Genomic DNA, 25,738 nt, shown 5'->3' on the forward strand with positions numbered 1-25,738 from the left:
AGACAAGGAGAATAAGGATGGAAATTAAAGCCCCCGATTTGGGTGTCGATAGTGCCGAAGTCAGTGAAATTATGGTGCAAGTCGGCGACGTTATTGCCAAAGACGATAACATTGTATTATTAGAGTCTGATAAAGCTTCGGTCGAAGTGCCAAGCTCTGCGGCTGGTAAAGTAACGAAAATCAATATCTCAATTGGCGACCAGGTTAGTGAAGGTATGGTGCTGATTGAATTGGAAAGTGCTGCGGCTGAAGAGACGAATGCTAAAAAAGATGACACAGCATCTGAGCAAGCGCCTGTTGAAAAGTCACCTGCTACTGAAGAAAAGGTAACTGGAGCAAGTCAAAGTGACACTGCTTCAACTAGTACCTCAAAACCTGCGCAAGCAGGTTCGGCAACGACATATGCGCTGCCAGATTTAGGTGTTGATGAAGCGCAAGTTGCTGAAATCATGGTCAGCGAAGGTGATATCGTCACAGCTGATCAATCTATAATCTTGATTGAGTCTGATAAAGCGTCGGTTGAAGTGCCTGCGCCAGTAGCTGGGCGAGTTGAGAAAATATTGGTCAAAGCGGGCGATATGGTCGCGAACGGTCAAGACTTTATCGTGATTGTTGGTACGGATACAGCGTCTGAAACGGATAGCTCTAGTAATGTTGCTGCAGATGATAACGCTTCTGACAAAACAGCGACAACTACTGAGGCATCAGCACCAGTAGCTCAATCTACTCAGCCAAAGCAAGCAGATACCAAGCCTGCCGCTAATAATCAAGCAGCGAATACTGGCAGTAAGCTGACTGAAGCTCAAGTTAACGCTAAGTTAACTGATGTCTATGCTGGTCCTGCCGTGCGTAAGCTTGCCCGTCAATTGGGTGTTGATATTACCCAAGTGAGCGGCTCAGCACTTAATAATCGTATCTTAAAAGAAGACTTATTTGCCCACGTTAAGGACGTCTTAACCAAGCAGCCTATGGTACAAGCAACTACTGGCGCAGCTAGTGCGAGCTTGCCAAAACTGCCTGATATGAGCAACGTTGAGATTTGGGGTGAAACTGAAACCCAAGACTTAACCCGTTTGCAGAAGGTATCTATACCGCAGCTTAATTATAATACTTACTTGCCACAAGTCACTCAGTTTGACGTATCAGATATCACTGAAACGGAAAAATTACGTAGCGAGTTAAAAGGTGGTATGAAAGCGCAAGGTATTGGTCTGACAATTTTAGCCTTTATCGTCAAGGCAACGGCTTATGCATTGACTCAGCATCCACGCTTTAACAGTCATTTAAGTGATGACAATACCCAAGTTATCTTACGTAAAAGCGTGAATATGGGTATTGCGGTAGCAACAGATGATGGCCTAATCGTGCCGGTCATTAAGAACGCGCATGAAAAAGGTATTACGCAAATCGCCATTGAAATTGGTGAGTTAGCAATCAAAGCACGTGATAAGAAACTGAGTACCAAAGATTTGCAAGGTGCAAGCTTTACGATTTCAAGCCAAGGTATCTTGGGCGGTACGGCGTTTACGCCACTGGTCAATTGGCCGCAAGTCGGTATCTTAGGTGCGTCAGAAGCTACTATGCAACCGCAATGGAATGCTGCAAAGCAAACCTTTGAGCCACGCCTAATGTTGCCATTGTCTTTATCGTATGATCACCGTGTGATTAATGGTGCTGATGCGGCAGTATTTACGCGCTATGTTGCAACATTACTTGCTGACCCGCGCCGTATTCTGCTATAGGCTTTATCATCCCTTAACTGTGTTATAAATAAAAAAGACTGTCTGCGGGCGGTCTTTTTTTATGACTTAACCTTTTTAATTAGCTATAAATAATACGCATAAAAAAACCAGCTATTACGCTGGCTTTTTTTATTCATAGTCTCTAGCTTACGATACTACTAAATTAAAACTGTTTAACAAAAGCTGCGCCATAAACCCAAGGGCTAATATCAATTTTACCGATATCTGTACCATTTAAGCTGGCATCTGTTTTGATGTCCATATAGCGTGCATCAAGACGGAAAGACTCAGTTGGCGCAAAGGGGATATCAAGACCGATATGTCCTGCAACACCGACGCTGTCATCAAGTTTTAATTCAGTACCTGCAACATTCGCTTTTTCTTTAAAGAAAGTGGTGTAGTTTACCCCAACCCCAACAAAAGGCTTCATATTCATAGGCATATTATAACCATCGAAGTGATACTGTAGTGAAAGCGTCGGCGGTAAATGCTGCGTTCTACCGGTTATCTCATTGCCAGTAGTATCCGTTAAGGTAAAGTCATGATGAAACGGAAGGGCTGCCAGTAGTTCTACACCAATGTTATTGGCGATAAAATATTCACCACTGATGGTTGGGCGCACATCGCCATCAACATCAACAGCGTAGTTTGTGCCACCTATAGTGACATTGCCATTATCACTTTTCGGATCAACATAGTGGGCGCCAGCAGCAACTGACCACGTGCCAGCAGGGACAGCGAAAGCCGTGGTCATCGTAAGGGCAGTAGCAGCAGCTAAAACTAGGGATTGTAGTTTCATTATTTCTATCCTAAATATAATTAACAAGTATCTGTCGACTCAATAAGGGATGATATTGGCGACAGATTATTAATGTTGTAGTGAAACAACAATTGCAGGCTTTCAAGCTCATTATAATACAAATCCCTTACAAACTGTAAGGTTTTATATAATGATGCCATATTTAATTAAAGTGAGTTATTCTTTACTGAGATACTATTTAAGCAGTATCGTCACTTTAAACAGCCGCGTTACCTTAAATGGCAGTGTTATTTAAGTAAAGTTACAGGTAAGATTATGCTGCAATATTGGCTTTTCATTGATAAAGCAGCTTTCTCATAGCCTCTATAATAAATAGTCTCTATAACAAAAATAGACACCGTAATGTTGATAAATAAAATAATGTAGCGACTATTAAGACATTATTATTAACTGAGCAAAACTATTAACTGAGCAAAATTATTAACTGAGCAAATCGAGATATGATAAATAGATATATGAGTAGCAGACAGAAGAGTAGCGGTAGAATGTTATGATGGGCTATTGCAGTAACTCGCCATTGCGCTGCACGCACGCACAATCAATGGAGCTGCTCAATCAGCCAAACCGTTGCTGCCCTGAGTGCGGCTTGTCGTTGGTGGCTGGCAGTAGTTTGAGTAAGAGTGCCTTTTTTGAGATACGGTTATTACAGGTGGGATTGTCCGTGACTGCGCTGCTATTATTAGTTTTAGTTTATGTTTACTATGTCATACTTCTCTAATGCTGGTAGATGGATACGGCTACTTAAGGGCTAATGATTGCCATGATTACGGCTAGTGATCTCATTGTTAAATTCTGCTATCAGTATGCTTCCTGATTAATCGAACCAAATACGCGCGGTGTGATACCGTAAAGAGGCGTGATGCTATTTAAGATGCTACGGCGCTTACGACACTTTACTTATAATATTTTACAAAATGACGATCACGACACTTTTTTTAGTCGCTGCGTGGATTATTTTTTGATTTTTTTGATTATGACCAATGTAGCAGCGGTTATCGCTGAATCGGTCGATCATTGGTATTACGGTCATAAAGACTATTTTGAATATTTTGAGAATTTTTCTATCGCGGTATTCTCGATAGAATATTTACTACGGCTGTGGAGTGTTGCCGAAGCTAAACCGGATAATACGACATGGCGACAGCGTTGGCAGTGGTTAAAAAGCCCATCGGCATTGATTGATTTAGTGGCGATTGCCCCAGCGTTTTTAAACTTCTTTGTTAACATTGATTTGCGTTTCTTACGGATTTTACGCTTATTTAGAATCCTAAAGCTCACGCGCTATTTTGTGTCGTTAAGAATTTTATTGGTTGTGATTAGTAAGGAGCGCGGCTCGTTTCAAGCGGTCATTTTTATCTTGTTAATTATGATTGTCACGGCATCAAGTGGCATTTATTTGGTAGAGAATCATGCGCAACCGCAGGTTTTTGAGTCGATTCCTAAAGCGATGTGGTGGGCAGTGGTCACGCTCACGACCGTTGGTTATGGTGATGTGACGCCAATCACAACGGCAGGTAAGATATTAGGGGCGCTGATTACGGTTTTGGGCGTGGGGCTGGCAGCATTACCAGCAGGTATCCTAGCAACCGGTTTGGCAAATGAGCTGGCGCAGCGCCGCGATGAGCTTGAGCAGCAATTTCGAGAATCTTTGGTTGATGGCGATTTTGATTTGGTACAAAATCAGAAAATGATTGATAAGATTCGTCGAGAATTGGGACTCGACAAAGAACAAGCGCAGGATATTGTGTTGCAGGTATTGCGTGAACAAGAGCTTGAACGCCGAGAACGAGAAGTACGTAAAAAGAATTTTTGTCCGCATTGCGGGGAGTCATTAGAATGAAAGATTGTCACTGACAATGATAATTAAAAATGGGTAATAAGCCAATTGTGGTTTATTACCCATTTTTATACCGATTTAAAATTTACTAGCTTCCTACACCTTGCGGAATAGGTAGGGCGCGCGCAAGCTCATGAGCCACTTGCTGAGCCGCTTTTGATAAATCCTTGTCCGTTAATGGCAAGTTTTGTAGGGTTACATGCCAGTCATCAACGACGCGGCGTAGACTTGCCACCCAAATAGCGTTACAAGAACGCGGCAATTGTTTTAAATTTACCTCAAACGCGCGGTTGCCTTCATCATCACTCAGATGCATCTCGCCATTATCAACGCCACTAAACGGCTGCCCAAAGTAGGAGCTGGCAATCAGTGCAATATGGCTAATATGAGTGGGTATTTTATGCAGATAAAGACGAATTTGCTCTTGATCGAGGGGCGCACGATACATGGCTTGTTCACCGCGGTCATGACCGTCCAAACTATCGCCCTGATGGCGTACTGACTCTGCTTCATCGCGCAATTGCTTAAACCATACCAAGTCCTGTATCGTGCATTGCTCATCATAGAGCATGCAGGCTAGATCGATATCAATGGCACCTTGATTTTCTTTTAATCGTGCCAGCATGCCTTTTGGTTTAACCGGGGTAAAGTCGTAATTTAAGGCAAACAGTAAGGTGTCGGAGGTCAATCCAAGCGCGTTTAGACTGTCTGAAAGTAAAGGCTTAGCGGCAGGCGTGGGCATAGTGATCCTTATTAATATTTAGATTGTTTTTCTAATGAGGCGTTATGGGGTTCAAAAGCAGTATCTAACACCGCCTGATACAGTAGCTCGGGTTTGGCGTCCAATAACCCTTTGCCAAAGCCGCGCAGCCACCAGACCAGCTGCGATGTCAAATTAACGGTTGTATGAATCGTTAAGGTGTCGTCTGCATTAATAGTCACTGTTTGATCGTAACTGAGCTTGCTTTCGGTCAAGCTTTTACCAGCCGCTTTGGTAAAATGCAATTCAATTGCTGTATTCTTACCATGATTGGGCAACTGACGGAATAAAGGGTGCGAAAACCCCATACCACCTGCGTCTAAATAATCATCTAATTGAAAGTTATCGGGTGTCCGTGCGGCACTTTCTAATATATCAACGCTAGCAAATCGATGCAGCGCAAAGGTGCGGATAACGGCATCAGCGTCGTCCGTACGGGTCGCAAGCAGATAAATAATGACGCCGCGCTGGATAATGGCAATGGGGTTGAGCACATATTCGCTGGCAGCAGATTTGTCGCCACGGGTATAGCAGGCTTTAATTTGTAATTGATAAAACAGCGCGTGATAAATATGGTCTTTACTATCCAAGTCGATATGTGGTGCAATAAGCGGTTGGGTCGCCGTTTCAATACGCACGCGATCAATCCATGAATGGGTGACTTTGCTGTTTTTAAGTTGCCGGCGTGCCAAGTCAAACCACGGAAACAGCTCATCTAAAATTACCGGCGGTAACAACTGGGTTAAATTGGCTTCCACCATATTGAAAGCGACGGCTTGCGATAAATTCATATGCGGCAAGCTCTGCAAAGGCGCATCATCACACCAGCGCCAACCTTGTGGATTGGCATTGTTTTTTTCGATAGGGAAGCGCTTGGCTAAGGCGTTTAAATCGCGCTGCACGGTACGCAAGCTGATATCAAAGCCTGCAAGCGCAAGCTGCTGATAAATATGCGTGGTACCAACCCAGCGGTTACGTTGTAATTGCGACAATACTTGCCATTGGCGCGCGGTGGTTGCAGCACCATGACGGCTGGCAGCGGTTTCACTTGCACTGTCCGAATTGTCAATAGGCGCGGCTGCTTCTTGAGGATTCTGAGGTTTTAGTTGTTGCGCAGTCATTAATAGTCACCCTGTATGAAGTCGCGTTACTATTGGATTTATAACGCATTATCTAATCCAATCTCATCTTACTATTAGCATTACGAACACATTTTTTCACCACGCTATTTGTCTTTACTTTTTTCCGTAAAGCGTCGTTTTTTCTTTCTTTTATCTTGCTTCTTTTTCTTACCTTTTTTCTTGTCAGACTCATCAACGATGTCATCTTCATTGCTTTGATTGCTGTCCCACAGCATGAGTTTTTCTAACACTTTGCCAAATAAAGTATGCTTACGGTAGCGTTTTTTCTTATTAAGCGTATCAATTGGTAGTCCGGTCATCAAGGTCAAGGCTTCACTCAAAGTGCGCACGCCATAAATATGAAAGGTACCGGCTTTTACGGCGGCAATGATGTCGTCACGTAGCATCAGCTGTTTGACGTTTGCCATTGGAATGACAACGCCTTGTTGCCCAGTCAGCGCTTGTTCGCGGCAAGCATCAAAAAAGCCAGCTATTTTAGAATTAATACCGCCAACGGCTTGGACTTCACCGAGCTGATTCATAGAACCTGTAATAGCATAGGATTGGTTAATGGGCACATCGGCTAGAGCAGATAATAGGGCACAAGCTTCACTCACCGTGGCGCTGTCACCGTCAATATGGGCATAACTTTGCTCAAATGCCAACGAGGCGCTAAAGTTAAGCGCATGATGGCGACTAAACAGTGCGCGCAAATAGCTGGTCATAATTAACATGCCTTTTGCATGTAAGCTGCCGCCTAAATCAACATCGCGCTCAATATCTAAGATATCACCGGCACCAATATTGGGCTGGATAACCGCCGTTAAGCGGGCAGGCATGCCAAACTCACTATCGGCATAGCTGACTACGGTTAAGGCATTGACCTGACCGACGGCTTGACCGGTGGTATTAATCAGCTGTTGACCATTTTTTAGCTCTTCCCAATATAAGTCGCGCAAATATCCCGAGCGCTCATCCATATCGGCAATGGCTTGATTGACATGCTGCACAGTTACAATACTTTGCTGTTCAAGGCGGGCATGGCGATTAGACTCGTGGAGTAATTTAATAAGTAAATCACTGTGTAAACTTAAGCGGTCTTGGTCTTCAGCTTGCAGACTTAAATGCTCAAGCAAAGCAGCCTGCGCGCTGCTATCAAACGGGTATAGCTTAGCAAAAGCAATAATATCTGCCATTTTTGCGACCAATGCCAATTCGTGTTCATCAGTACGGACAACGTCATCATGAAAGTCAGCACGTACTTTAAAGACAGCATCAAACTCAGGCTCAAGCTCTAACAGCTCGTAATATAAATCTGCTTCGCCTAATAAAATGACTTTGACATCAAGATCAATCGGTGCCGGAGAGAGTGATAAGCTACCGGTTAAGGTCAGCATTTGCTCAAGGCTTGATAGCTTGATTTTGCGCGATTGTAGTGCCCGTTTTAACCCTTGCCAGGCATAAGGATGTTCAAGAAGATGACTGGCTTCCAGTAGTAAATAGCCGCCATTGGCACGGTGTAATGCGCCTGCGCGAATCATACTCACATCGGTTGTCACGGTTCCTAGCTGAGTAATTTGCTCAACATGACCGAGTAAATTAAGATGGGTTGGCAAATCTTCAAAAATAACTGGCGCACCGCTATCAGGCTCGTGGCTTACCAATACGTTAACGGCATAACGACTGGGCGTAGTGGCTAACACTGCTGCAATAAATTCTTCGTCATCCCCATTCACAATGCGCTCGACATGGGTGACCATATCGGCAAACATCGCCTCCAAATACTCAAGTACTGAAGTATTGGTGGCAAATAACTTACGAATAGGTGCAAACAAAGGCTCTAATGCTCGGCGCGCGATATTATGATGCAAGTCTTCTATCGCCTCATTAGCTTCATCTTCTAACTGCTCTAAAGCAATAGTTAGTTGATTTAGCCGCTTTTGCATATGGTTTTTTTGCGCAAAATTATTCAACTCTGCTTCATGACTGCCTTGATCAACTTGTTCCGGTTCAGCAGAATTTGTATCGTTGTCAAAGTCTTCACTATCTAGCTTAACTTTCTTGGATTTTCCTTTAGCAGTAGTTTTCGCCTTAATGGTCACATTGTTAGACGGTTTTCCTAACGCACTATTATTATTAATAAGGTTGAAAGTTTCTTCAGTATCAGTATCAGTATCAGTATCCGTACTGTCATTAAACGCGTTATTGAGACCTTCTACGGGCAGTTGGCTTGGATGCACAAAGACCGCTTTATTATCAAAAGGTCGAAAGGTCAATGCTAAGTCGTACTGTTTACCTTCAGCACTAAGTGCTTCATACGCTTGAGTTTCTTGTTGATGGGTATCGTTTTTGATGGCTTCAATTTTGCTTTGATAATGATCACTACGAAAACGCTGATTGAGACGTTTTTTAGCGTGCTGCCATAAATTATTGACTTCTTGCTGCAGTAAATTAGCTTGTCCGGCAGGTAAGTGTAGCGCCATAGGCGTGCGTGGGTCAGTGAAATTATGCACATAAACCCAATCATCAGGCGTCGGCTGCGTTACTGCAATACGCTGTAATAAGCGGCTGATCACCGTGCGTTTGCCCAATCCATTTTCGCCCGCAGCAAAGACATGATAACCGCTGGCATGAATATCTAGCGCCGTCTGTAATGCTTTTAAGGCGCGCTGTTGTCCAAAACCAATATGTAATGCTGGGGCAGTACGGGTATCCGCAGGCAATTTAGCAACATCACTATAACGTTTTAATTGCTCAGCAGAAATAAGGCAGCGTTCATGTATCTTGGCTAAAATAGGGTCTGATAACTGATCTTTCTGACTGTCGTTTTTATGATCATTGTTATGGTCGTTATCTGCTGCTTGATAGGCGGCAGAATCAATTGTAATTTGAGTCATAAGGTCGGTTGGCTGTTGAGTCATAGGCGTAAGATACATCGTCTTAAAGTAGAGGTAAAAGTATAGGAGTATGTCGGTGCATTAAGCTAATTATCAAGCGTAAACTTGAGAAGTCTTGACTATCATGGATACATCATACGCTTAAAGCGAACCCTATTATGAGTCTAAAAGAGTGCTTTATTATACCTATACGGGCAGAATAAAACGTCAATCACCGTGCAGATAGTATAAGATGGCGGACATTGTGGCAATCTGCAACTATTCAATAGGCAGAGTGCATGATAAAATAGTCGATTCACCTGTCAAAATGGGATAACGTGTTGTATGTCAGATTCTGCTAAGAGCGCTACGGTTTTATCATCAGCTGGCACAGGGCTTGCTATTACTGACCCGACTGGGTTTGCAAAACTTGGGGCGCAGTTGCCAACACTTGCGACCATCTTGGCGCAATCGCTTGAAACATTGGCGTTACCGTTAACGGATAGTCAGCAGCGCACGTTATTATTGTACTTAGACCAGCTTTTATTATGGAATAAAGCGTATAATCTCACCGCCATTACTGATCCAGTCGAAGCATTAATCAAACATGTGGTTGATTGCTTGGCTATTATAGCGCATTTACCGGCTGGTTCTTTGTTGGATATCGGTACGGGTGCAGGCTTGCCGGCAGTGATTATTGCCATTTGTCAGCCTGAGCGCCATTGCACCGCCCTCGATAGTAATAAGAAAAAAATTCGCTTTATTAAGCAAATCAGTAGCGAGCTTGGACTGACTAATATGACCCCAATTGCCTCTCGCATTGAAGAGCATGACGGACAGTATGACGTGGTCACTTCAAGAGCTTTTGCCAGCTTAATTGATTTTGTAGACGCCGCGCAGCCGCGTTTGGCAAACGGTGGTCGCTTATGTGCGATGAAAGGCAAAGCACCTACTGAGGAAGAAATTCAGGCATTAGCACCGTATTGGCAAATTGATACGGTTAAGCTTGTTGTGCCGCGTTTGGATGAAAGTCGCCATTTGATTGAATTGTCGGCAAAAACTGTCTAAGCTAGGCGCGCATTTATTATTATTATCAAATATGAATCTTGGCGATAGTCTTGCTTGACAGTCAGTTGCTAAATTAGTAAATACAAAAGCCAGCAAAATTAAAATATATAACGTGATTTATATTAATTAAATTGAGTGAGTGTATGGAAATCATAGCCATTGCGAATCAAAAAGGCGGCGTGGGTAAGACCACGACGGCAGTAAACTTGACGGCAAGCTTAGCCGCTAAGCGTAAGCGTGTCCTGTTGATTGACTTAGATCCGCAAGGCAATGCCACGACAGGCACAGGTCTGGACAAAAATGATTTGGCATTCACCATGGCAGATGTGCTCCTTGATGGCGTATCGCTGCAAGACGCTATTGTCACCAGTCCGGCAGGCTTTGATGTTATTGGCGCTAATCGTGAGCTTGCCGGTATGGACATCACGTTGATGGGGCAAACTAATAGCCATGAGCTGCTGAAAACAGCCATGCAGGTATTAGTTGCCGCGCAAAAGACGGGTAAGCAAGACCCTTATGATTATATTATTATGGACTGCGCGCCAAGCTTAAATCTGCTAACTATTAATGCGCTTGTGGCAACAGATGGTGTCATTATCCCTATGCAATGCGAATATTATGCCTTGGAAGGGTTAGCGGATTTATCTCAAACGATTGAACGCCTCACCGAACTCAATGCTAAGCTGCATATTCGCGGTGTGGTTAGAACTTTATTTGATGCGCGTAATACCTTAGCTAATGATGTGTCGGCTGAGCTACAAACGCATTTTGGCGATATTATGTATGACACCCATATTCCAAGAAATGTACGCTTAGCGGAAGCACCAGCGCATGGTATGCCAGTAATAACTTATGACAGATGGTCTAAAGGTTCACGTGCTTATCAAAAGCTGGCTGCTGAAGTCATTGAACAAAGCCGTGCACTCTGATTAAAAACGAATAAAATAGCAATCTGTTAAATAGCAGTTATTTTGATGCTTGTTTAAATAATAAGCAGTTAAGCAGTTAAGCAGTTAAGCAGTTAAGCAGTAATTGATTAAGTAGTCATCAGCTAAAACGATTAGATAATAAGATATCAGATAAATCACTCAGTATTTTTAATCCCCATTTGGCTTTTATGTTAGCGTTAAAGGATAGGTAATCATGGCGAAGAAGAGAGGATTGGCAGCCAATCGAGGTTTAGATGCCTTATTGGGGTCAATCAAAAAAGAAAAGCAAATTACTGCTTCAGCCTTACAAGATGATATGGCTGCGCGTACTGCTGTTCTGCCAAATGCCGAACCAAATAACAAGACAGTGACTGCGTTAGAAGCATCAGACGCATCATCAACATCTGCAAGCCCAGTTAAAAAAGCGAGCGCTGTTAAGACGCGTGAAAAAACCAATACAGATATAGAGACCACTAACCGCATGCGCCCGTTGCGTAATAACGCTAAAGCGCGCAGTATTGACAATAGTGGTTCAGAAGATCAAATCAGCTTGATTCAAATTAATGTCATGCGCTTGCAAGCGGGTAAGTATCAGCCGCGCCGTGATATGAGTGAGACGGCATTAATGGAGCTGGCGTCCTCTATTGAGCAGCACGGCATCATGCAACCTATCGTGATTCGTCCGCTACTCGCAACTGAAGATAAAAGCACCGCCGATGTGACGCATGAAATTATCGCTGGTGAACGGCGCTGGCGTGCGGCAAAAATGGCTGGCAAATCTGTTATTCCAGCAATTGAGCGCGCGTTATCGGATGAGTTGGCAATTGCTTTAGCGTTAATTGAAAATATTCAGCGCGAAGATTTATCGGTGATTGAGCAAGCAGCTGCTTTGCAACGTTTTCATACTGAATTTGGTATGAGTCACGCCATGATTGCTGAAGTGGTGGGCAAGGCACGGACAACGGTATCAAACTTACTGCGATTAAATCAACTACATGACACAGTAAAAGACCATTTAGCGACCAGCGCCCTTGATATGGGACATGCCCGTACATTATTAGCACTATCATCAGATCAGCAGCCCATTATTGCCCAAAAAATTATTGATGGTGGGATGACAGTACGTGAGGCTGAAAAGCTGGTCAAATCTATCTTAAACCCTGCACCAAAGATTAGTGCTACTGAAAAGCTACAGTCACATGATACGGAGCGTTTGATTCAGCGCTTAACGGATGCGTTAGGGGCGGAAGTTAAACTTAAGCATAAAAAAGATGGTCAGGGTAGTGTTGAGATATTTTTCCACAATTCCGATGAATTCGCCGCGTTGCTGACGCGTTTAGAAGCACAACATTGATGAGGCTTTTATGAGCCAAGCTTATCCGTCTGACTCTACGAAAACTTCTGTCAATAGCACAGTGCTGCCGCTAACGCCGTCCAAATCCAAGACCTTATTACGTCTGCTCAGCTACCTCAAGCCGTATTGGTGGGCATTACTGCTGACCATTATTGGCTTTGCGATTAATGCTGCCACTGAGATTTGGATTGCAAAGCTCTTACAATACATAACCGATGCTATTAATCAAAACGACCAAAGTAAACAGGATTTATTTCCATTTATTATTGTTGGACTGTTTTTCGTGCGCGGCGTTGGCAGCTTTTTAGGTAATTATTATTCCGCTTTAGTATCACGTAACTTGGTTTATGAGCTGCGGGTTCAAGTGTTTAATAAACTTTTACGCCTGCCAAGCGCCTTCTATTTAGCCAATCCAGCCGGTACCATTTCGTCAAAGCTAATATTTGATGTAGAGCAAGTGACCGCTGCCAGTACTGATTCAATGAAAACCTTATTACGTGATGGTCTGACCGTTATCGCGTTGCTTGGATTTTTACTGTATAGCAATTGGCGCTTGACCTTAATTTTATTTGTAGTATTACCACCTATATTGTGGCTGATACGCATCGCCTCTAAGCGTTATTTGAAATTGTCAAAAGGCATTCAAGAAACGATGGGCGATGTCAGTCATATTACCAATGAAGTGATTGGTGGCTATCAAGTGGTCAAAAACTACGGCGGTCAGGCTTACGAGTCTAAGCGTTTTGATGTTATCTCCAAAAAGAATTTGCGCCAAGGTATGAAGGTGGTCGTCACCAATAGTATCAATACGCCAGCCGTGCAGTTGCTCATGGCAAGCGCAATGGCAGTCGTGATTTGGCTTGCGCTGCGTCCTTCTGTGATTGACAATATCTCAGCTGGCGAATTTATCTCTTATATTGCGGCGGCAGGTTTATTAAGTAAGCCAGTGCGCTCACTGACTGATGTTAATCAAAAATTGCAAAAAGGCATCGCAGCGGGCGAGTCTATTTTTGCGCTGTTAGATGAGCCCGAGGAGCAAGACAGCGGTACCCTAAATCCTATTTTAACAGGTGATATTCACTTAGATAATGTCGGTTTGGTATATCCAGATTCGACCGTGGCGTTGCAAGAATTTAGCTTGCATATTCGGGCGGGCGAGACGGTTGCCTTGGTTGGTCGTAGTGGCGCAGGCAAGTCTTCGCTGGTGAATTTGTTAAGTCGTACCCTTAACACAACATCGGGTCAGATTACGATAGATAGCTTGCCGATTGAAGACATTACTTTAGCGAGCTTACGCGCACAGATTGCGATGGTAGACCAGCAAGTGGTGCTGTTTAATACTACGGTGTTTAATAATATTGCTTATGGTAGCTTGGCAGATAGAACGCAAGCGGACGTTGAGCGTGCGGCAAAAGATGCCTTTGCTCATGACTTTATTATGAAAATGCCAAACGGTTATCAAAGTCAAATCGGTGCTGAAGGCTTACAATTATCAGGCGGTCAGCGTCAGCGTTTATCCATTGCCCGTGCCTTGTTAAAAGATGCCCCTATTTTAATTTTGGATGAAGCGACCAGCGCCCTTGATAATGAGTCTGAATATTATATTCAGCAAGCGCTCGATAATGTGATGAAAGACCGGACAACGTTGGTCATTGCGCACCGGTTGACCACCATTGAGTCTGCTGACCGTATTGCAGTGTTAGATGCTGGGCGTATTGTCGAGCTTGGTACTCACAGTGAGCTGATGCAAAAGCAAGGTCATTATGCGCAAATGTATGCGCGAGATTTTCAATGATGGCGATTTTAAACAATATTTAATTTAAACAATATTCAATTTAAATAATGCTTAATTTGGACAATTCTTAGTTTCAATAATCCTTAATTTTTAGATTAGAAGTACCGCCCTAAATTATTTAATGATTTAACATCAGTCGGTAAGCCGTCATAAATGAGCAATCAACCATGAGTCTTGAGACAATAGTTACCCGTGCATGGGGGCGACAAGCGCTTTGGTTGTGGCTGTTGCTGCCAGTTAGTTGGTTATATGGCTTATTAATAACGCTACGCAAATTGCTATATAAAACTGGTTTGTTATCAAGTTATCGTGCGCCCATTCCGGTGATGGTGATTGGTAATATTACCGTTGGCGGCAGTGGTAAAACGCCATTAATTATTGGTTTGGTAGAATATTTACAGCAGCATGGGATAAGTATTGGTGTTATTAGCCGAGGTTATGGCGGTGATAGCGCGCAGATGCCAGCGTTGGTTACCAAGAATAGTTTACCAACTGTAGTAGGCGATGAGCCTAGCTTAATTGTTAATGTGTCGGGCGTGCCAATGGCAGTCTGCCCCAATCGTAAGCACGCTATTGAAACACTATTGCAAGCGCATCCTGATTTGCAACTGATTATTGCCGATGATGGCTTACAGCATTATGCCTTGCAGCGTGATATTGAATGGATTGTAGTCGATGCAGCGCGCGGCTTTGGTAGTAAGCAGTTATTACCAACGGGCTTTTTACGTGAGCCACTGTCACGATTAAAAAATGCGACGGTGATTTATCATAAAAAACCAGAACAAGTGCGTAGTGAAGATAAACTTGGGTCTAATCAGCGAACAAAGCAATTAACGATGCATTTGCTTCCAGATGTTTTATATCCTTTATGGGCTGAGAGTGGGATTGAGCAAAACTCAGCACCAACTACGGGCAGTCAGGTTCATGCAGTTAGTGGTATTGGCTATCCGCAGCGCTTTTTTAATACCCTTGCTGATTTAGGCTTTGACGTCATCGCGCACCCTTATCCTGATCATTACGATTTTAGTGTTACTGAATTGCGGCAATACTCTGAGCAACCGATTATTGTTACTAGTAAAGACGCGGTAAAAATCCGTGCCTTATTTTTGCAAGCAGAAACGCATCAAGCGCAAACTAGTGAATGGCAAGCGCTGGCAAGCCGCTTATGGGTATTGCCAGTCACTGCTGTGCTCTCTGAATCTTGCTACTATACGCTTAATGAGCAGTTAAAAACATTGGGCATTTCGGTTGATAATAAGTAAATGAATAAAAAGTAACTGATTTCATTCTTCAATTTGTCTTTTTATTTTCAAATTTAGCTTGGTTTTAAACATAAATAGTAAGCAATAAATAATAAGCGTTAATCTATACGCTAAAAAGTGATAGGAAGATGCCATGTCTACTGCGCCTGCCAAAACTCATATTGTTATTCCTGCACGTTTTAAAAGTACTCGTTTGCCCGGTAAGCCATTATTAGCTATTCATGGTAAGCCGATGATACTTTGGGTGGCAGAAAAGGCACAAGCGGCGCACTTTGCGGATGATATGTGTATCGCCACGGACGATGTGCGTATTGCTAAAGTCTGTACGGATGCCGGTTATGATGTGGTGATGACTCGCGCTGATCATGCTTCTGGTACGGATAGGCTAGCAGAAGTTGCTGCTATCAAAGGCTGGTCAGATAATGATATTGTGATTAATATGCAAGGTGATGAGCCATTAGTGCCGCCGTTGTTGTTAGAGCAGGTTAAGACATTGTTGGTAGCAGACAGTCAGAGCGTGATGGCAACTTTATATGAGCCTATCGACGACTATGCGACATTTATGCGCCCATCAGTAGTAAAAGTGGTTAGCGCTAAGGTTACTGATACCCAGCGCGCCCTTTATTTTAGCCGTGCACCCATCCCTTGTGACCGTGATATGGCACTTGTGTTAGCGGAAAATCCAACAGATTTAGCAAAGATACCTGCGCCCAAAAATGCTTATCGTCATTTGGGATTATATGCGTATCGGGTTAGCTTATTACAGCAATTTGTCCATTGGCAACAGACGCCACTTGAGATACTTGAGAGCTTAGAGCAACTGCGTATTTTAGAAAACGGCGGCAGTATTGCTATTGCCGCTGCCGCTTTACAGTTGCCAGCCGGGGTAGATACGGAAGAAGATTTGATGCGCTTAAATAATATGAGCTTGGCTGAATTTCAAAATTATTGATTGCCCTTATAATAAATGTTCAATCAGTTAAAATAGCCTCAATATTTTAAAATAAGATATCACGTAATAATTGATTTTAAACTGTCTAAAAAATCGTAAGGCAATATATTGAATGAGATGACTGACAGTATTTATTTTGCACCGCTATTGCCATGGCAGCAAACTTTGTGGTCGCAGCTGACCGCACGCGTTTTGGCACCAGCGCAATCATTACCTCATGCTTTGCTTGCTGCAGGTATGCAGGGGATGGGTAAGCGCGCGTTTGTGTGGCGTTTGGTTGCGTGGTTGTTGTGCCGCAATCGTGAACAGTCTCCACTTAGTGCATGTGGCAACTGTGAAAGCTGCCAGTGGTTAAAGTCAGGAACGCATCCAAGTCTACAAGTGTTACCAATTATAAGTATGCCAATGAATGCCGCTACTCATGACAGCCATGAAGCGCTAAAAAGTAGCAATAAAACTAAGACGGCAAGTACGTCAAAAAGCTCTAATCAAGCGTCAAAAACAACAGTTAAAGTTTCATTAACAACCAAGATAGATGATATTCGTGCCTTACAGCCGTTTATTTATCAAGGCGGTCAGGGCATGCGTATTTGCGTGTTGGATCACGCCGAGCAAATGACCATTGCTGCTGCCAATGCGCTCCTTAAAACATTAGAGGAGCCGCAAGCACAAGTTCATTTATTTTTAATCAGTGATAGTCCTGCCAAACTGCTGCCAACGATTAAAAGTCGCGTGCAGCAGCTACCGTTACAATCTATTGAGCCTACGCTTGCTCGCGACTATGTGACTCATGCACTGGGTAGCACTATTCATCGTGAAGCCGTAAGCCCTAGCCAAATTGAGCAATTGTTGCAAATGGCAAACGGGGCACCTTTAGCGGCGATAGAGTTAGCGCAGGCAGACTGGTATAGCAAGCGCGCGTTGTGGCTGACCACGTGGCAAGCATTAAAGCAAGGCAAGCGCAGTAGTATTGCGGCAAGTGATTACTGGCAATCACAGCTAAGCATTCAAGAATTTATCCAACTGACAGAAACCATGCTGCTTGATATTCAGCGTTTGGGTGTTGGGTTTGAGAGTCAACAAAAAGACATTGAGCTAAAAGTTGCTCTTGCTAATAATCAGCCTAGTAGCAACGCTTTAGATGCACTGTCAGGCAGCTTGCAGCAGATAAAAGTCGCATTACAACAAAATGTGCAAGAAAAATATGCCTATGATAAGCTGATGCAGCAATTGGCTCAGTTATAGCGCTTTAAAATACCGAATTTATTTATTCTTAACTTACATCCTCTGTTTCACCTGCTTTGTAAGGAGCTGATTATGGCAATGCCCGGACGTGGTGGGATTCTCACTTGTCATATCGAAGATATCGCGACCCTATATGCCAGCTATCTACCTTTTGTGGAAAATGGCGCCCTATTTGTACCGACCAGCCGCGTCCAACAGCTTGGTGATGAGGTATTTATTGCCATTACTTTGCCCAATTCTAGTGAACGATTGCCGATGAATGGAAAAGTGGTGTGGATTAATCATCGTGCCCAAGCCAATCGCCCAGCAGGTTTTGCCGTGCAAATGAGTGTGGATGATATGGGGCGAAAAATCAAAAGTGAAATTGAGCGCTTATTGGCGGGAAAAGTCGATGGGCAGCAACCCACTTATACTATGTAAGTTTCATACTATTGCTAAGCTTTATACGTGATAACCGTTTTCTATCTATCTACAAGTTTATTATCAAATACAAAAACGCCCTCTAATCCAAAGATTAAAGGGCGTTTTTATTACAATCGTCACGATATTAGAAGCTGTACGTAGCGCTTTATTTTTCTAAGATACAAGTAACGCCTTGACCGCCAGCTGCACAGATAGAAATCAGTGCGCGACCTGAGCCTTTTTGATCAAGCATTTTTGCAGCAGTGGCTAAGATACGTGCACCTGTTGCAGCAAACGGATGACCTGCTGCTAGTGAAGAGCCATTTACGTTGAGCTTGCTGCGATCAATTGCGCCTAATGGGGCATCAAGACCCAAACGCTCTTGACAGAAACTCTCATCTTCCCATGCCGCTAATGTCGATAATACTTGTGAGGCAAAGGCTTCATGAATCTCATAAAAATCAAAATCCTGCAAGCTTAAGCCTGCGCGCGCCAGCATACGTGGTACGGCATAAGCAGGTGCCATCAACAGCCCTTCTTTATCACCAGACTTACCAATAAAGTCAATCGCTGCCGTTTCTTGATGCACAATATATGCCAATGGCTTAAGACCATGTGCGGCTGCCCAGTCGTCATTACCTAAGAGCACACATGAAGCACCATCAGTAAGTGGGGTTGAGTTGGCAGCGGTCATGGTTGGATTGGCGTTGTGCTTACCAAATACTGGTTTGAGCTTGCCCAATTTTTCTAGAGTGGAATCTGGACGCAAGTTATTGTCGCGCGTTAAGCCTTTATAAGGGGTTATTAAGTCATCAAAGAAGCCTTCATCATACGCGCGTGCTAGGTTTTTATGGCTATTAAACGCCAGCTCATCTTGGTCTTCGCGACTGATATTCCATTCAAGCGCAGTAATGGCTTGATGGTCACCCATTGATAGACCGGTACGTGGCTCGCCATTTTGCGGGGTATCGATTAAGTCAGTAGGGTTTAGGCTCATAAGCGCTTGCAAACGTTGCTTGTTGTTCTTTGCCGCACCCAGCTTAATCATTACTTTGCGTAAACCATCACCAATGGCAATAGGCGCATCGGATGTGGTATCCACACCGCCTGTAATGGCAGAATCAATGATGCCAAGTGCAATTTTATTAGCGGATGCAAAGGTAGCTTGTAGACCAGTACCACAAGCTTGCGAGATATCATAAGTAGGTGTATGTGGGTCTAACGCAGTATTTAGCGCAGCTTCGCGAGTCAAGTTAATGTCGCGGCTGAGCTTCATGACCGCACCAGCGACAACTTCACCGACTTTTTCATTTTGTAGATTGTAGCGTTCAATTAAGCCATTTAACGCAGCAGTTAGCATGTCAATGTTGCTGGCGTCCGCATATGCACCATTTGAGCGAGCAAAAGGAATACGGTTACCACCTAAGATGGCGACGCGATGCTGACCGGTTGCTGATTTACTGTTGCTGATTGCTTTAGTAGCTTTACTAGGTTCGTCAGATTTGGTTGTTTTTTCAGTTTTCTTCTCGTTATTGGTAACGGTAGCTGCACTTTCTTTAATAGGGGCGCTATCCTCTTTTTTGCTGTCTTTGCTGTCTTTGCTGTCTTTGCTGTCTTTGCTGTCTTTGCTGTCTTTGCTGTCTTTGCTGTCTTTGCTGTCAGTCTTGGCAGCACTTACTTTTGCTGATTTTTTAGCTGGACTGGCTTTGGCAGCCTCTTTATTAATATTGCTTGCAGATTTATCACTTGGCGCTTTATCTTTAGTAGCATCGGCGTTCTTAGTCGTGCTCTCAGTGACGTCAAGCTCATCCATATCACTTTCCTGCTTGGCTTCACTTAGCAAGTCAGCTTTAATTTTGGCTTTTTTCTGTGCCTGTTCGCTTTGTTCTTGATTGGTAACTGGATTGCCATCTGCATCGACGATATCGGTGGCTTTTTTTAACTCAGCAAAAGAATCGAGCTGCTCATCGTTAGACGGTTTAGTAGTTGCGCTTAGAATGTCTTGGCTCTCTCTAGTATCGCTGGTCTTTACCACAACACTATCTACAACTGGGCTTTTAGCATTTTTGTTATCGTTACTCATTATATTATCCTTAAAAAAGTCTATAAAAAGACAAATTGTGAATCAAAGGTGGTATCAATATATAGCAAGTTGCGGGCTTATCCTAAGCCGTTTGTAGGACATTATTGTATGTCTTTAGCAATCAGCTAACTCCTGTATTGATTTGCGTAAAGGGTTGGGTTACACGACAGCTAAAAATATTAAATAAGTTTGATAAGACTCACCAGTCTTATTTATACCGCTCGGATTTTTTGATATTTGATAATATATAGTTATCGCTATATATCAAAGCCATAACCTATATCTATCTTCGATTCTAGCATATGGTCGTGTCATTTCAATAAGTCATAAAGAGGTTGGCGTAGACTGCTGGTATACACATTTATATGGACTTTATAGATTTTTGGACAGGGCAAGTTTGGACGTGTATAGTTAAATGTGTTTAGAGATGAGCAACTAATTGCCGTTTAAGTGGTATTGAGCTGGGCTTTAAACATAGCATTTACTTACCAAATTCATCTAATGCAGCATGTTTTAGAAACTTATAATCATTACGTCATATAGCCTTAATAACATTTTAGTAACCGTTTAAAAACTATTTATTTCTATCATATTTTATTTTACTCATATTAATAGGATTTTCTTATGTCAGACCGTTATGGTGATTTTGTTCAGTCCTCTATTGGTAAAAAGGTTGCAAAAAATCTAGGTTTACCTTTACCGGTTACTCTAGATCGCTTTGAGAGCGGTCAGCCTTTGGTGCGGGGTAGTGTGCTTATCGGTTCAGCGACTGGGGAGGACAAACGCGTGGGGACATCAGTAGCACGGATTTTGTCTGAATTGCATGCAGAAGTGTTTATTAATAATGATGATAATGTCAAAGATGCCCTTGCTGATGCGGGTATTGAAGCCAAAGCCAATACGAATACTGAAGATAAATTTAAAGTTTTGCTATTTGATGCCAGCAATGTGCGTAATGTTGATGATTTAAAGCAGGTATATGAATTCTTTCATCAGGTGGCACGCCGCGTGGAAAAATCAGGTCGCGTCATTGTTATTGGGCGTCCGCCAGAAGAAGAAGCGGATATTGATGCAGCTTTAGCGCAGCGAGCGCTTGAAGGCTTTGTAAAATCTGTTGGTAAAGAGTTCAAACGAGGTATCACCGCCCAGCTTATTTATGTGAGCGCAGGCGCTGAGCAAAATCTAGATTCAACATTACGCTTTTTTACTTCAGCCCGTTCAGCTTATGTGTCAGGTCAAGTAGTGCGCGTACAAGCAGGCGCAGAAGTTGCAGTTGATTGGGCACAGCCTTTAGGCGGAAAAACCATGCTGGTCACCGGCGCAAGTCGCGGTATTGGTGAGGCAATTGCTCGCGTGTTAGCCCGTGAAGGCGCGCATGTGATTTGTTTGGATGTGCCACAGCAGCAAGCGGATTTACAAAAAGTAGCCGGAGAAATTAGTGGTTCAACATTAATGGTCGATATCACCAGTGAAGACGCTGGCAAGCAGATTGCTGATGCCGCTGAAAAACGTGGCGGTTTAGATGCGGTTATCCATAATGCAGGGGTCACACGCGATAAGACATTAGCAAATATGGATGAACAAAAGTGGGATATGGTGCTCAATATTAATTTAGCCAGTATTGCTAAAATAAATCGCTATTTGTTCGACCATTATGTGTTAAAAGCGGATGCGCGTATCGTTTGCGTTTCTTCAATATCAGGTATTGCAGGTAATTTAGGGCAAACCAATTATGCTACTTCAAAAGCGGGCGTGATTGGGCTTGTGGATGCCACTGCTAAGCAATTGGCGGATAATGATAATGGCATGATCATTAATGCCGTTGCACCAGGATTTATCGAAACGCAAATGACTGAAGCCATTCCGTTTGCCATTCGTGAAGCAGGTCGCCGTATGAATTCCATGAGCCAAGGCGGTCTGCCGATTGATGTTGCTGAAACCATTGCTTGGTTGGCATCTCCTGCTTCTGGCGGGCTAAATGGCAATACAGTGCGCGTATGTGGTCAAAGCTTACTTGGCGCTTAATTACCGAATCAGTGCTATATTTTGGTTAAACAGCCGCTGCTAGTTGCAAAGTAAGACTCATATATAAATCATAAAGAAGCTGCCTTTGGGCAGCTTCTTTATGATAAAACTATATACTTTAGTAACCAATAATTGCTGTCTTTATTTCACTGCTGTATTGGTTAAAATTAATGTTATAACATTGTGTTTCAATTACTATTATTAATAACCTGTTTTAACAAAGCAGCGTCGCAAATAGCTAACAAAATACTGTAAAATAAAGAACTGCCAGCCTCTACCTCAAAAACTCGTGCCAGCCTTATTTAGGATAGCTCTATGTCAGATAAACACTTTGATGCGTTACCCAAAGCGCACACTACTTATGCCAATATTATCAAAAGTTTATTGCCTATTGGTGATAGCTCAAAAGTCGATAAAGATGCCTTACCGCAAGCCACTTATTTTGTAGATAATCTGCATATTGATGAAAGTAATCTGAGTGATTATCGTAAGATTTGCGGCTTTGCAGATAATGGTAAGGTGCCGATTACCTATTTTGCGGTGCTCTCACAAGCGTTACAGATGAATATGATGGTGAAAGAAGCTTTCCCGTTTACTATGCTGGGCTTGGTTCATGTTGATAACAGTGTGACCCAGTATCGCCCGATTGGCGAGCGCGAAACTGTCAATATGTCAGTGGCTTTTGCTAATTTGCGTGACCATACACAAGGTCAGCAGTTTGACTTTGTGACCACGGTTAAGTCGCAAGACGATATCATTTGGGAAGGCACATCAACTTACTTGGCACGTGCTAAAACCGCACAAACCAGTAGTGACAAGAGCAAACCGCGCACAGTTACTGTCAAGCCAATGGTTGATGAAAAAGGTGTGCATAATGTCTTTGAGGTGCCAGAAGATATCGGTCGCCGTTATGCCTTTGTCTCAGGCGATTTTAATCTTATCCATTTGCACCCGTTATCTGCACGTGCCTTTGGTTTTCCAAAAGCTATTGCGCATGGCATGTGGTCTAAAGCCAAATGTTTGGGATTGATGGGCGAGTTGCCCGATGCTTGTACCGTTAATGTTGCCTTTAAGCTGCCTATCTTTTTACCTTCTGAGGTTGAGCTGATTGCAGAACCAGTATCGAAGCTTGAGAGCATCGAGGATAGCTGTCATTTTGGCTTGTATAGCGCTAAGAACGATAAACCCCATTTGATTGGTATGATTAAATTATTAAGCAATAATAAGTAACTTAAGCTGTAGCCTTAACTATTTATACTCACTTATTAGAATGACGATTATGATTAAAAATAGCCAAGATGTAACCAATAGTGAAAGTAATGATAACAAACAAAAGACTAGTAATGACATTGTTGAGACAGATAACGGTATTGATCTTGCCACTGTCTTAAATCCTTATTTTCGTCCTGAAGAGCAAACCATTGTTTGCGGTGCACTTGATGAGGAAAAAGTGGCCGCATTGGCAACAGCAGGTGTTGATGTTGTCATTAATTTTCAGCCAAATGATGAGCTAAGCTTTGACGAAGCGGCAGCGGTCACAAAGGCAGGTATGGAATATGAGCAGCTACCTATCAGCGGCGCTGATGACTTGAAACAGGTAAAAATACTGGCGTTTGATGGTTTATTACGTCAATATCATGGTAAAAAAGTAGCTTTGCATTGTAAGTCGGGTAACCGTGCAGGTGCAGCCATTGCCCTGCGCGCAGGCTGGCTACGTGGGCGTAAAATAGAGACGGCGATGGAACGTGGTCGTAGTCACGGTTTGACGACCCTTGAGCAAGAAGTGCATAATCGCCTGCTCGTTCCACGTTAGAGATAAAATGGGTAAGCACATTTTTTAATGATTTTTTTAGTGATACCGATTTTAGTGATAGCGACAGGCGACCATAAGGTTGCCTGTTTTTTTCATATCAGTTATGTATTTATTTACCAAACACGAGGCAGTCAATGACAAACCACAATAACAATAATAATAGTCATCGCAATAATCCGCTTGAGTCACGTTTGCAAACAATATTGTCCCAGTTACAATTAGACGATGCACCTGCTGGTGGTGCGTTGATGGTTTATCAAGCAGGGCAATGTATTGCGCAGGCAAGTGTCGGCATGGCGCAAGTGAATATGCCATGGCAGCCTGATACCTTGTCGCTGAATTTTTCTACGGGTAAAGGCGTGTTAGCAACATTGATTCATGTTTTAGTATCACAAAATCTGCTGGATTATGAGTTACCGATTGCACAGTATTGGACAGCATTTGCCGCGAATGGCAAAGCTGAGATAACCTTACGTGAGGTACTGTCGCATCAAGCCAATCTATTTGCCATTACTAGCATCGATATCGATACTGAAACTATGCTCGATTGGCATAACATGGTGGCAAAAGTTGCCGCTATGCCAGTCACAAAACCTGATAATGCCGAGCGTTATGACAGTGCTTATAGTGCATTAATCTATGGCTGGGTACTTGGTGGCTTGATAGAGTCTGTGACACATATGACGCTGGCTAACGCATTGCGCCATTATTTAACCGAGCCGCTTGGGATTGCAGACAGCTGTTATTTCGGTGTTCCCGCTGAAAAAGTAGGTCAGGTGGCAACGCTGGTAAAGAATTTTGATAATGAGCTATTAGAAGCTGCTGGCGATAGTGTTAATAATGATGCTAATACAAACCCTAGTATTCGGCGCAGTAAACGTAATAAGCCCGTATTAAAAGCGGACTCGGTAGCAACTTTGCAGACTTATACCACATTGCCCATTTATACCCGCTGGCAACAGTATGCTGCTGAGCAAAACATAGCGGCACTTGATACGTCATTAAATACCACGCAGATTAGTCGCTTGTATTTTAATCATAGCGCGCTAAATTTAAAAAATTATAAAGCCGCATTGATGCCAAATAGCCCTGTGCCCATTGATTACTATGATAAGCAGACACTACAAGCGGTCTTGCCAGCGGTCAATGGCGTGGCATCAGCGCAAGCTTTAGCAACGATTTATGCGATGCTGGCAAATGGTGGCACGTGGCAAGGGAAAACGCTGATTGATGCGGTAACGTTTGCTAAATTATCTACCCTGCAAGTATCGGGTATGGATGCGGTCATGCCCACTCATATGGACTGGCGCTTGGGTTATCATCGTTTAGTACAATTATCTCGAAATTTAGATGACAATAACTATCAACATCAACATCAGCAACCGAAAGCATTTGGGCATATGGGCTATAACGGCTCGGTAGCATGGTGTGACCCTGCACGGCAATTATCGTTTGCCTTTGTCCATAATTTTGATGTGACCATGCTTAATGATATTCGCCAATTTGCTTTGACGGAAACCGTATTGAGCATGGTTGACGAGGCATTAGCGCAATAGCAATTATGATTGCAAAATAACGAGAGTATTGTTAAATACTATTTTTTAATGATAAAAATATCGGCTGAATAAAAAATACCAGCCTATAATACCGCTGA

19 protein-coding genes are annotated in these 25,738 nt (G+C 43.1%); 14 read left to right on the top strand and 5 right to left on the bottom strand.

Translation table 11 applies throughout. The features are described 5' to 3' along the window. Window positions 1-17: 17 nt before the first annotated feature. Entirely contained in the window at window positions 18-1,742 is a 1,725-nt protein-coding gene (locus tag AAEY78_RS06620) for a 2-oxo acid dehydrogenase subunit E2 (protein ID WP_352338337.1), read from the top strand. A gap of 163 nt (window positions 1,743-1,905) precedes the next feature. Here the strand turns inward: AAEY78_RS06620 and AAEY78_RS06625 are convergent, their stop codons facing one another. After that, window positions 1,906-2,541: an OmpW/AlkL family protein gene (locus tag AAEY78_RS06625; protein ID WP_352338338.1), complete on the bottom strand. Its 636-nt coding sequence runs from the start codon at window positions 2,539-2,541 to the stop codon at window positions 1,906-1,908. An 880-nt stretch (window positions 2,542-3,421) separates the two neighbouring features. Between AAEY78_RS06625 and AAEY78_RS06630 the strand changes: the two genes are divergently transcribed. Further along, on the top strand, window positions 3,422-4,402 hold the full coding sequence (locus tag AAEY78_RS06630) for an ion transporter (protein ID WP_352338340.1): 981 nt from the start codon (window positions 3,422-3,424) through the stop codon (window positions 4,400-4,402). An 85-nt stretch (window positions 4,403-4,487) separates the two neighbouring features. On the opposite strand, the gene AAEY78_RS06635 is transcribed toward AAEY78_RS06630, so the two are convergent. The 3 genes from AAEY78_RS06635 to AAEY78_RS06645 all read right to left on the bottom strand — a co-directional run bounded on the left by AAEY78_RS06635 (window position 4,488) and on the right by AAEY78_RS06645 (window position 9,177). After that, a complete protein-coding gene (locus AAEY78_RS06635) occupies window positions 4,488-5,141 on the bottom strand; it encodes a TerD family protein (protein WP_352338341.1) in 654 nt (217 codons plus the stop codon). 11 nt (window positions 5,142-5,152) lie between these two features. Beyond that, a complete protein-coding gene (locus tag AAEY78_RS06640) occupies window positions 5,153-6,280 on the bottom strand; it encodes a helix-turn-helix transcriptional regulator (RefSeq protein WP_352338343.1) in 1,128 nt (375 codons plus the stop codon). Window positions 6,281-6,384: 104 nt separating this feature from the next. After that, complete coding sequence (locus tag AAEY78_RS06645) at window positions 6,385-9,177, bottom strand: AAA family ATPase (RefSeq protein ID WP_352338345.1); 2,793 nt, start codon at window positions 9,175-9,177, stop codon at window positions 6,385-6,387. 324 nt (window positions 9,178-9,501) lie between these two features. On the opposite strand from AAEY78_RS06645, the gene rsmG reads away from it, so the two are divergent. From rsmG to AAEY78_RS06685, 8 genes are all read left to right on the top strand, one after another. Then, window positions 9,502-10,224 (top strand): 16S rRNA (guanine(527)-N(7))-methyltransferase RsmG, encoded by a 723-nt coding sequence (rsmG, locus tag AAEY78_RS06650; RefSeq protein WP_352338347.1) that lies wholly within the window; start codon window positions 9,502-9,504, stop codon window positions 10,222-10,224. A 143-nt stretch (window positions 10,225-10,367) separates the two neighbouring features. Continuing rightward, window positions 10,368-11,153: a ParA family protein gene (locus tag AAEY78_RS06655; RefSeq protein WP_352338349.1), complete on the top strand. Its 786-nt coding sequence runs from the start codon at window positions 10,368-10,370 to the stop codon at window positions 11,151-11,153. A gap of 214 nt (window positions 11,154-11,367) precedes the next feature. Continuing rightward, entirely contained in the window at window positions 11,368-12,507 is a 1,140-nt protein-coding gene (locus AAEY78_RS06660; protein ID WP_352338351.1) for a ParB/RepB/Spo0J family partition protein, read from the top strand. Window positions 12,508-12,517: 10 nt separating this feature from the next. Next, window positions 12,518-14,302 carry a lipid A export permease/ATP-binding protein MsbA gene (gene msbA, locus AAEY78_RS06665; protein ID WP_352338353.1) on the top strand — a complete coding sequence of 595 codons (1,785 nt, stop codon included), beginning with the start codon at window positions 12,518-12,520 and terminating at the stop codon, window positions 14,300-14,302. A 167-nt stretch (window positions 14,303-14,469) separates the two neighbouring features. After that, entirely contained in the window at window positions 14,470-15,564 is a 1,095-nt protein-coding gene (gene lpxK / locus AAEY78_RS06670; RefSeq protein WP_352338355.1) for a tetraacyldisaccharide 4'-kinase, read from the top strand. A 133-nt stretch (window positions 15,565-15,697) separates the two neighbouring features. After that, on the top strand, window positions 15,698-16,516 hold the full coding sequence (gene kdsB, locus AAEY78_RS06675) for a 3-deoxy-manno-octulosonate cytidylyltransferase (protein WP_352338356.1): 819 nt from the start codon (window positions 15,698-15,700) through the stop codon (window positions 16,514-16,516). Window positions 16,517-16,633: 117 nt separating this feature from the next. Continuing rightward, window positions 16,634-17,761, top strand: a complete 1,128-nt coding sequence (locus AAEY78_RS06680; protein WP_352338410.1) for a DNA polymerase III delta subunit-related protein — start codon at window positions 16,634-16,636, stop codon at window positions 17,759-17,761. Window positions 17,762-17,833: 72 nt separating this feature from the next. Then, window positions 17,834-18,181, top strand: a complete 348-nt coding sequence (locus AAEY78_RS06685) for a PilZ domain-containing protein (RefSeq protein ID WP_352338358.1) — start codon at window positions 17,834-17,836, stop codon at window positions 18,179-18,181. 148 nt (window positions 18,182-18,329) lie between these two features. On the opposite strand, the gene AAEY78_RS06690 is transcribed toward AAEY78_RS06685, so the two are convergent. Further along, window positions 18,330-20,246: an acetyl-CoA C-acetyltransferase gene (locus AAEY78_RS06690; protein WP_352338359.1), complete on the bottom strand. Its 1,917-nt coding sequence runs from the start codon at window positions 20,244-20,246 to the stop codon at window positions 18,330-18,332. Window positions 20,247-20,870: 624 nt separating this feature from the next. Between AAEY78_RS06690 and AAEY78_RS06695 the strand changes: the two genes are divergently transcribed. The 4 genes from AAEY78_RS06695 to AAEY78_RS06710 all read left to right on the top strand — a co-directional run bounded on the left by AAEY78_RS06695 (window position 20,871) and on the right by AAEY78_RS06710 (window position 25,640). After that, the gene (locus AAEY78_RS06695) at window positions 20,871-22,271 is read left to right on the top strand and encodes a 3-oxoacyl-ACP reductase (RefSeq protein WP_352338360.1); all 1,401 of its coding nucleotides are present in this window, start codon (window positions 20,871-20,873) and stop codon (window positions 22,269-22,271) included. Window positions 22,272-22,586: 315 nt separating this feature from the next. Next, on the top strand, window positions 22,587-23,501 hold the full coding sequence (locus AAEY78_RS06700) for a MaoC family dehydratase (RefSeq protein ID WP_352338361.1): 915 nt from the start codon (window positions 22,587-22,589) through the stop codon (window positions 23,499-23,501). A 49-nt stretch (window positions 23,502-23,550) separates the two neighbouring features. Beyond that, a complete protein-coding gene (locus AAEY78_RS06705; RefSeq protein ID WP_502943692.1) occupies window positions 23,551-24,084 on the top strand; it encodes a protein tyrosine phosphatase family protein in 534 nt (177 codons plus the stop codon). Between the two features lie 134 nt (window positions 24,085-24,218). Continuing rightward, a complete protein-coding gene (locus AAEY78_RS06710) occupies window positions 24,219-25,640 on the top strand; it encodes a serine hydrolase domain-containing protein (RefSeq protein WP_352338364.1) in 1,422 nt (473 codons plus the stop codon). Window positions 25,641-25,738 lie beyond the last annotated feature (98 nt).

The sequence above is a fragment of the Psychrobacter sp. 16-MNA-CIBAN-0192 genome (assembly GCF_040309565.1).
Classification (GTDB): domain Bacteria; phylum Pseudomonadota; class Gammaproteobacteria; order Pseudomonadales; family Moraxellaceae; genus Psychrobacter.

Coding starts and splice junctions, on each gene's coding strand:
- AAEY78_RS06620 (WP_352338337.1), top strand. CDS start 18: ATGGAAATTAAAGCCCCCGATTTGGGTGTCGATAGTGCCGAAGTCAGT.
- AAEY78_RS06625 (WP_352338338.1), bottom strand. CDS start 2,541: ATGAAACTACAATCCCTAGTTTTAGCTGCTGCTACTGCCCTTACGATG.
- AAEY78_RS06630 (WP_352338340.1), top strand. CDS start 3,422: ATGCTATTTAAGATGCTACGGCGCTTACGACACTTTACTTATAATATT.
- AAEY78_RS06635 (WP_352338341.1), bottom strand. CDS start 5,141: ATGCCCACGCCTGCCGCTAAGCCTTTACTTTCAGACAGTCTAAACGCG.
- AAEY78_RS06640 (WP_352338343.1), bottom strand. CDS start 6,280: ATGACTGCGCAACAACTAAAACCTCAGAATCCTCAAGAAGCAGCCGCG.
- AAEY78_RS06645 (WP_352338345.1), bottom strand. CDS start 9,177: ATGACTCAAATTACAATTGATTCTGCCGCCTATCAAGCAGCAGATAAC.
- rsmG (WP_352338347.1), top strand. CDS start 9,502: ATGTCAGATTCTGCTAAGAGCGCTACGGTTTTATCATCAGCTGGCACA.
- AAEY78_RS06655 (WP_352338349.1), top strand. CDS start 10,368: ATGGAAATCATAGCCATTGCGAATCAAAAAGGCGGCGTGGGTAAGACC.
- AAEY78_RS06660 (WP_352338351.1), top strand. CDS start 11,368: ATGGCGAAGAAGAGAGGATTGGCAGCCAATCGAGGTTTAGATGCCTTA.
- msbA (WP_352338353.1), top strand. CDS start 12,518: ATGAGCCAAGCTTATCCGTCTGACTCTACGAAAACTTCTGTCAATAGC.
- lpxK (WP_352338355.1), top strand. CDS start 14,470: ATGAGTCTTGAGACAATAGTTACCCGTGCATGGGGGCGACAAGCGCTT.
- kdsB (WP_352338356.1), top strand. CDS start 15,698: ATGTCTACTGCGCCTGCCAAAACTCATATTGTTATTCCTGCACGTTTT.
- AAEY78_RS06680 (WP_352338410.1), top strand. CDS start 16,634: ATGACTGACAGTATTTATTTTGCACCGCTATTGCCATGGCAGCAAACT.
- AAEY78_RS06685 (WP_352338358.1), top strand. CDS start 17,834: ATGGCAATGCCCGGACGTGGTGGGATTCTCACTTGTCATATCGAAGAT.
- AAEY78_RS06690 (WP_352338359.1), bottom strand. CDS start 20,246: ATGAGTAACGATAACAAAAATGCTAAAAGCCCAGTTGTAGATAGTGTT.
- AAEY78_RS06695 (WP_352338360.1), top strand. CDS start 20,871: ATGTCAGACCGTTATGGTGATTTTGTTCAGTCCTCTATTGGTAAAAAG.
- AAEY78_RS06700 (WP_352338361.1), top strand. CDS start 22,587: ATGTCAGATAAACACTTTGATGCGTTACCCAAAGCGCACACTACTTAT.
- AAEY78_RS06705 (WP_502943692.1), top strand. CDS start 23,551: ATGATTAAAAATAGCCAAGATGTAACCAATAGTGAAAGTAATGATAAC.
- AAEY78_RS06710 (WP_352338364.1), top strand. CDS start 24,219: ATGACAAACCACAATAACAATAATAATAGTCATCGCAATAATCCGCTT.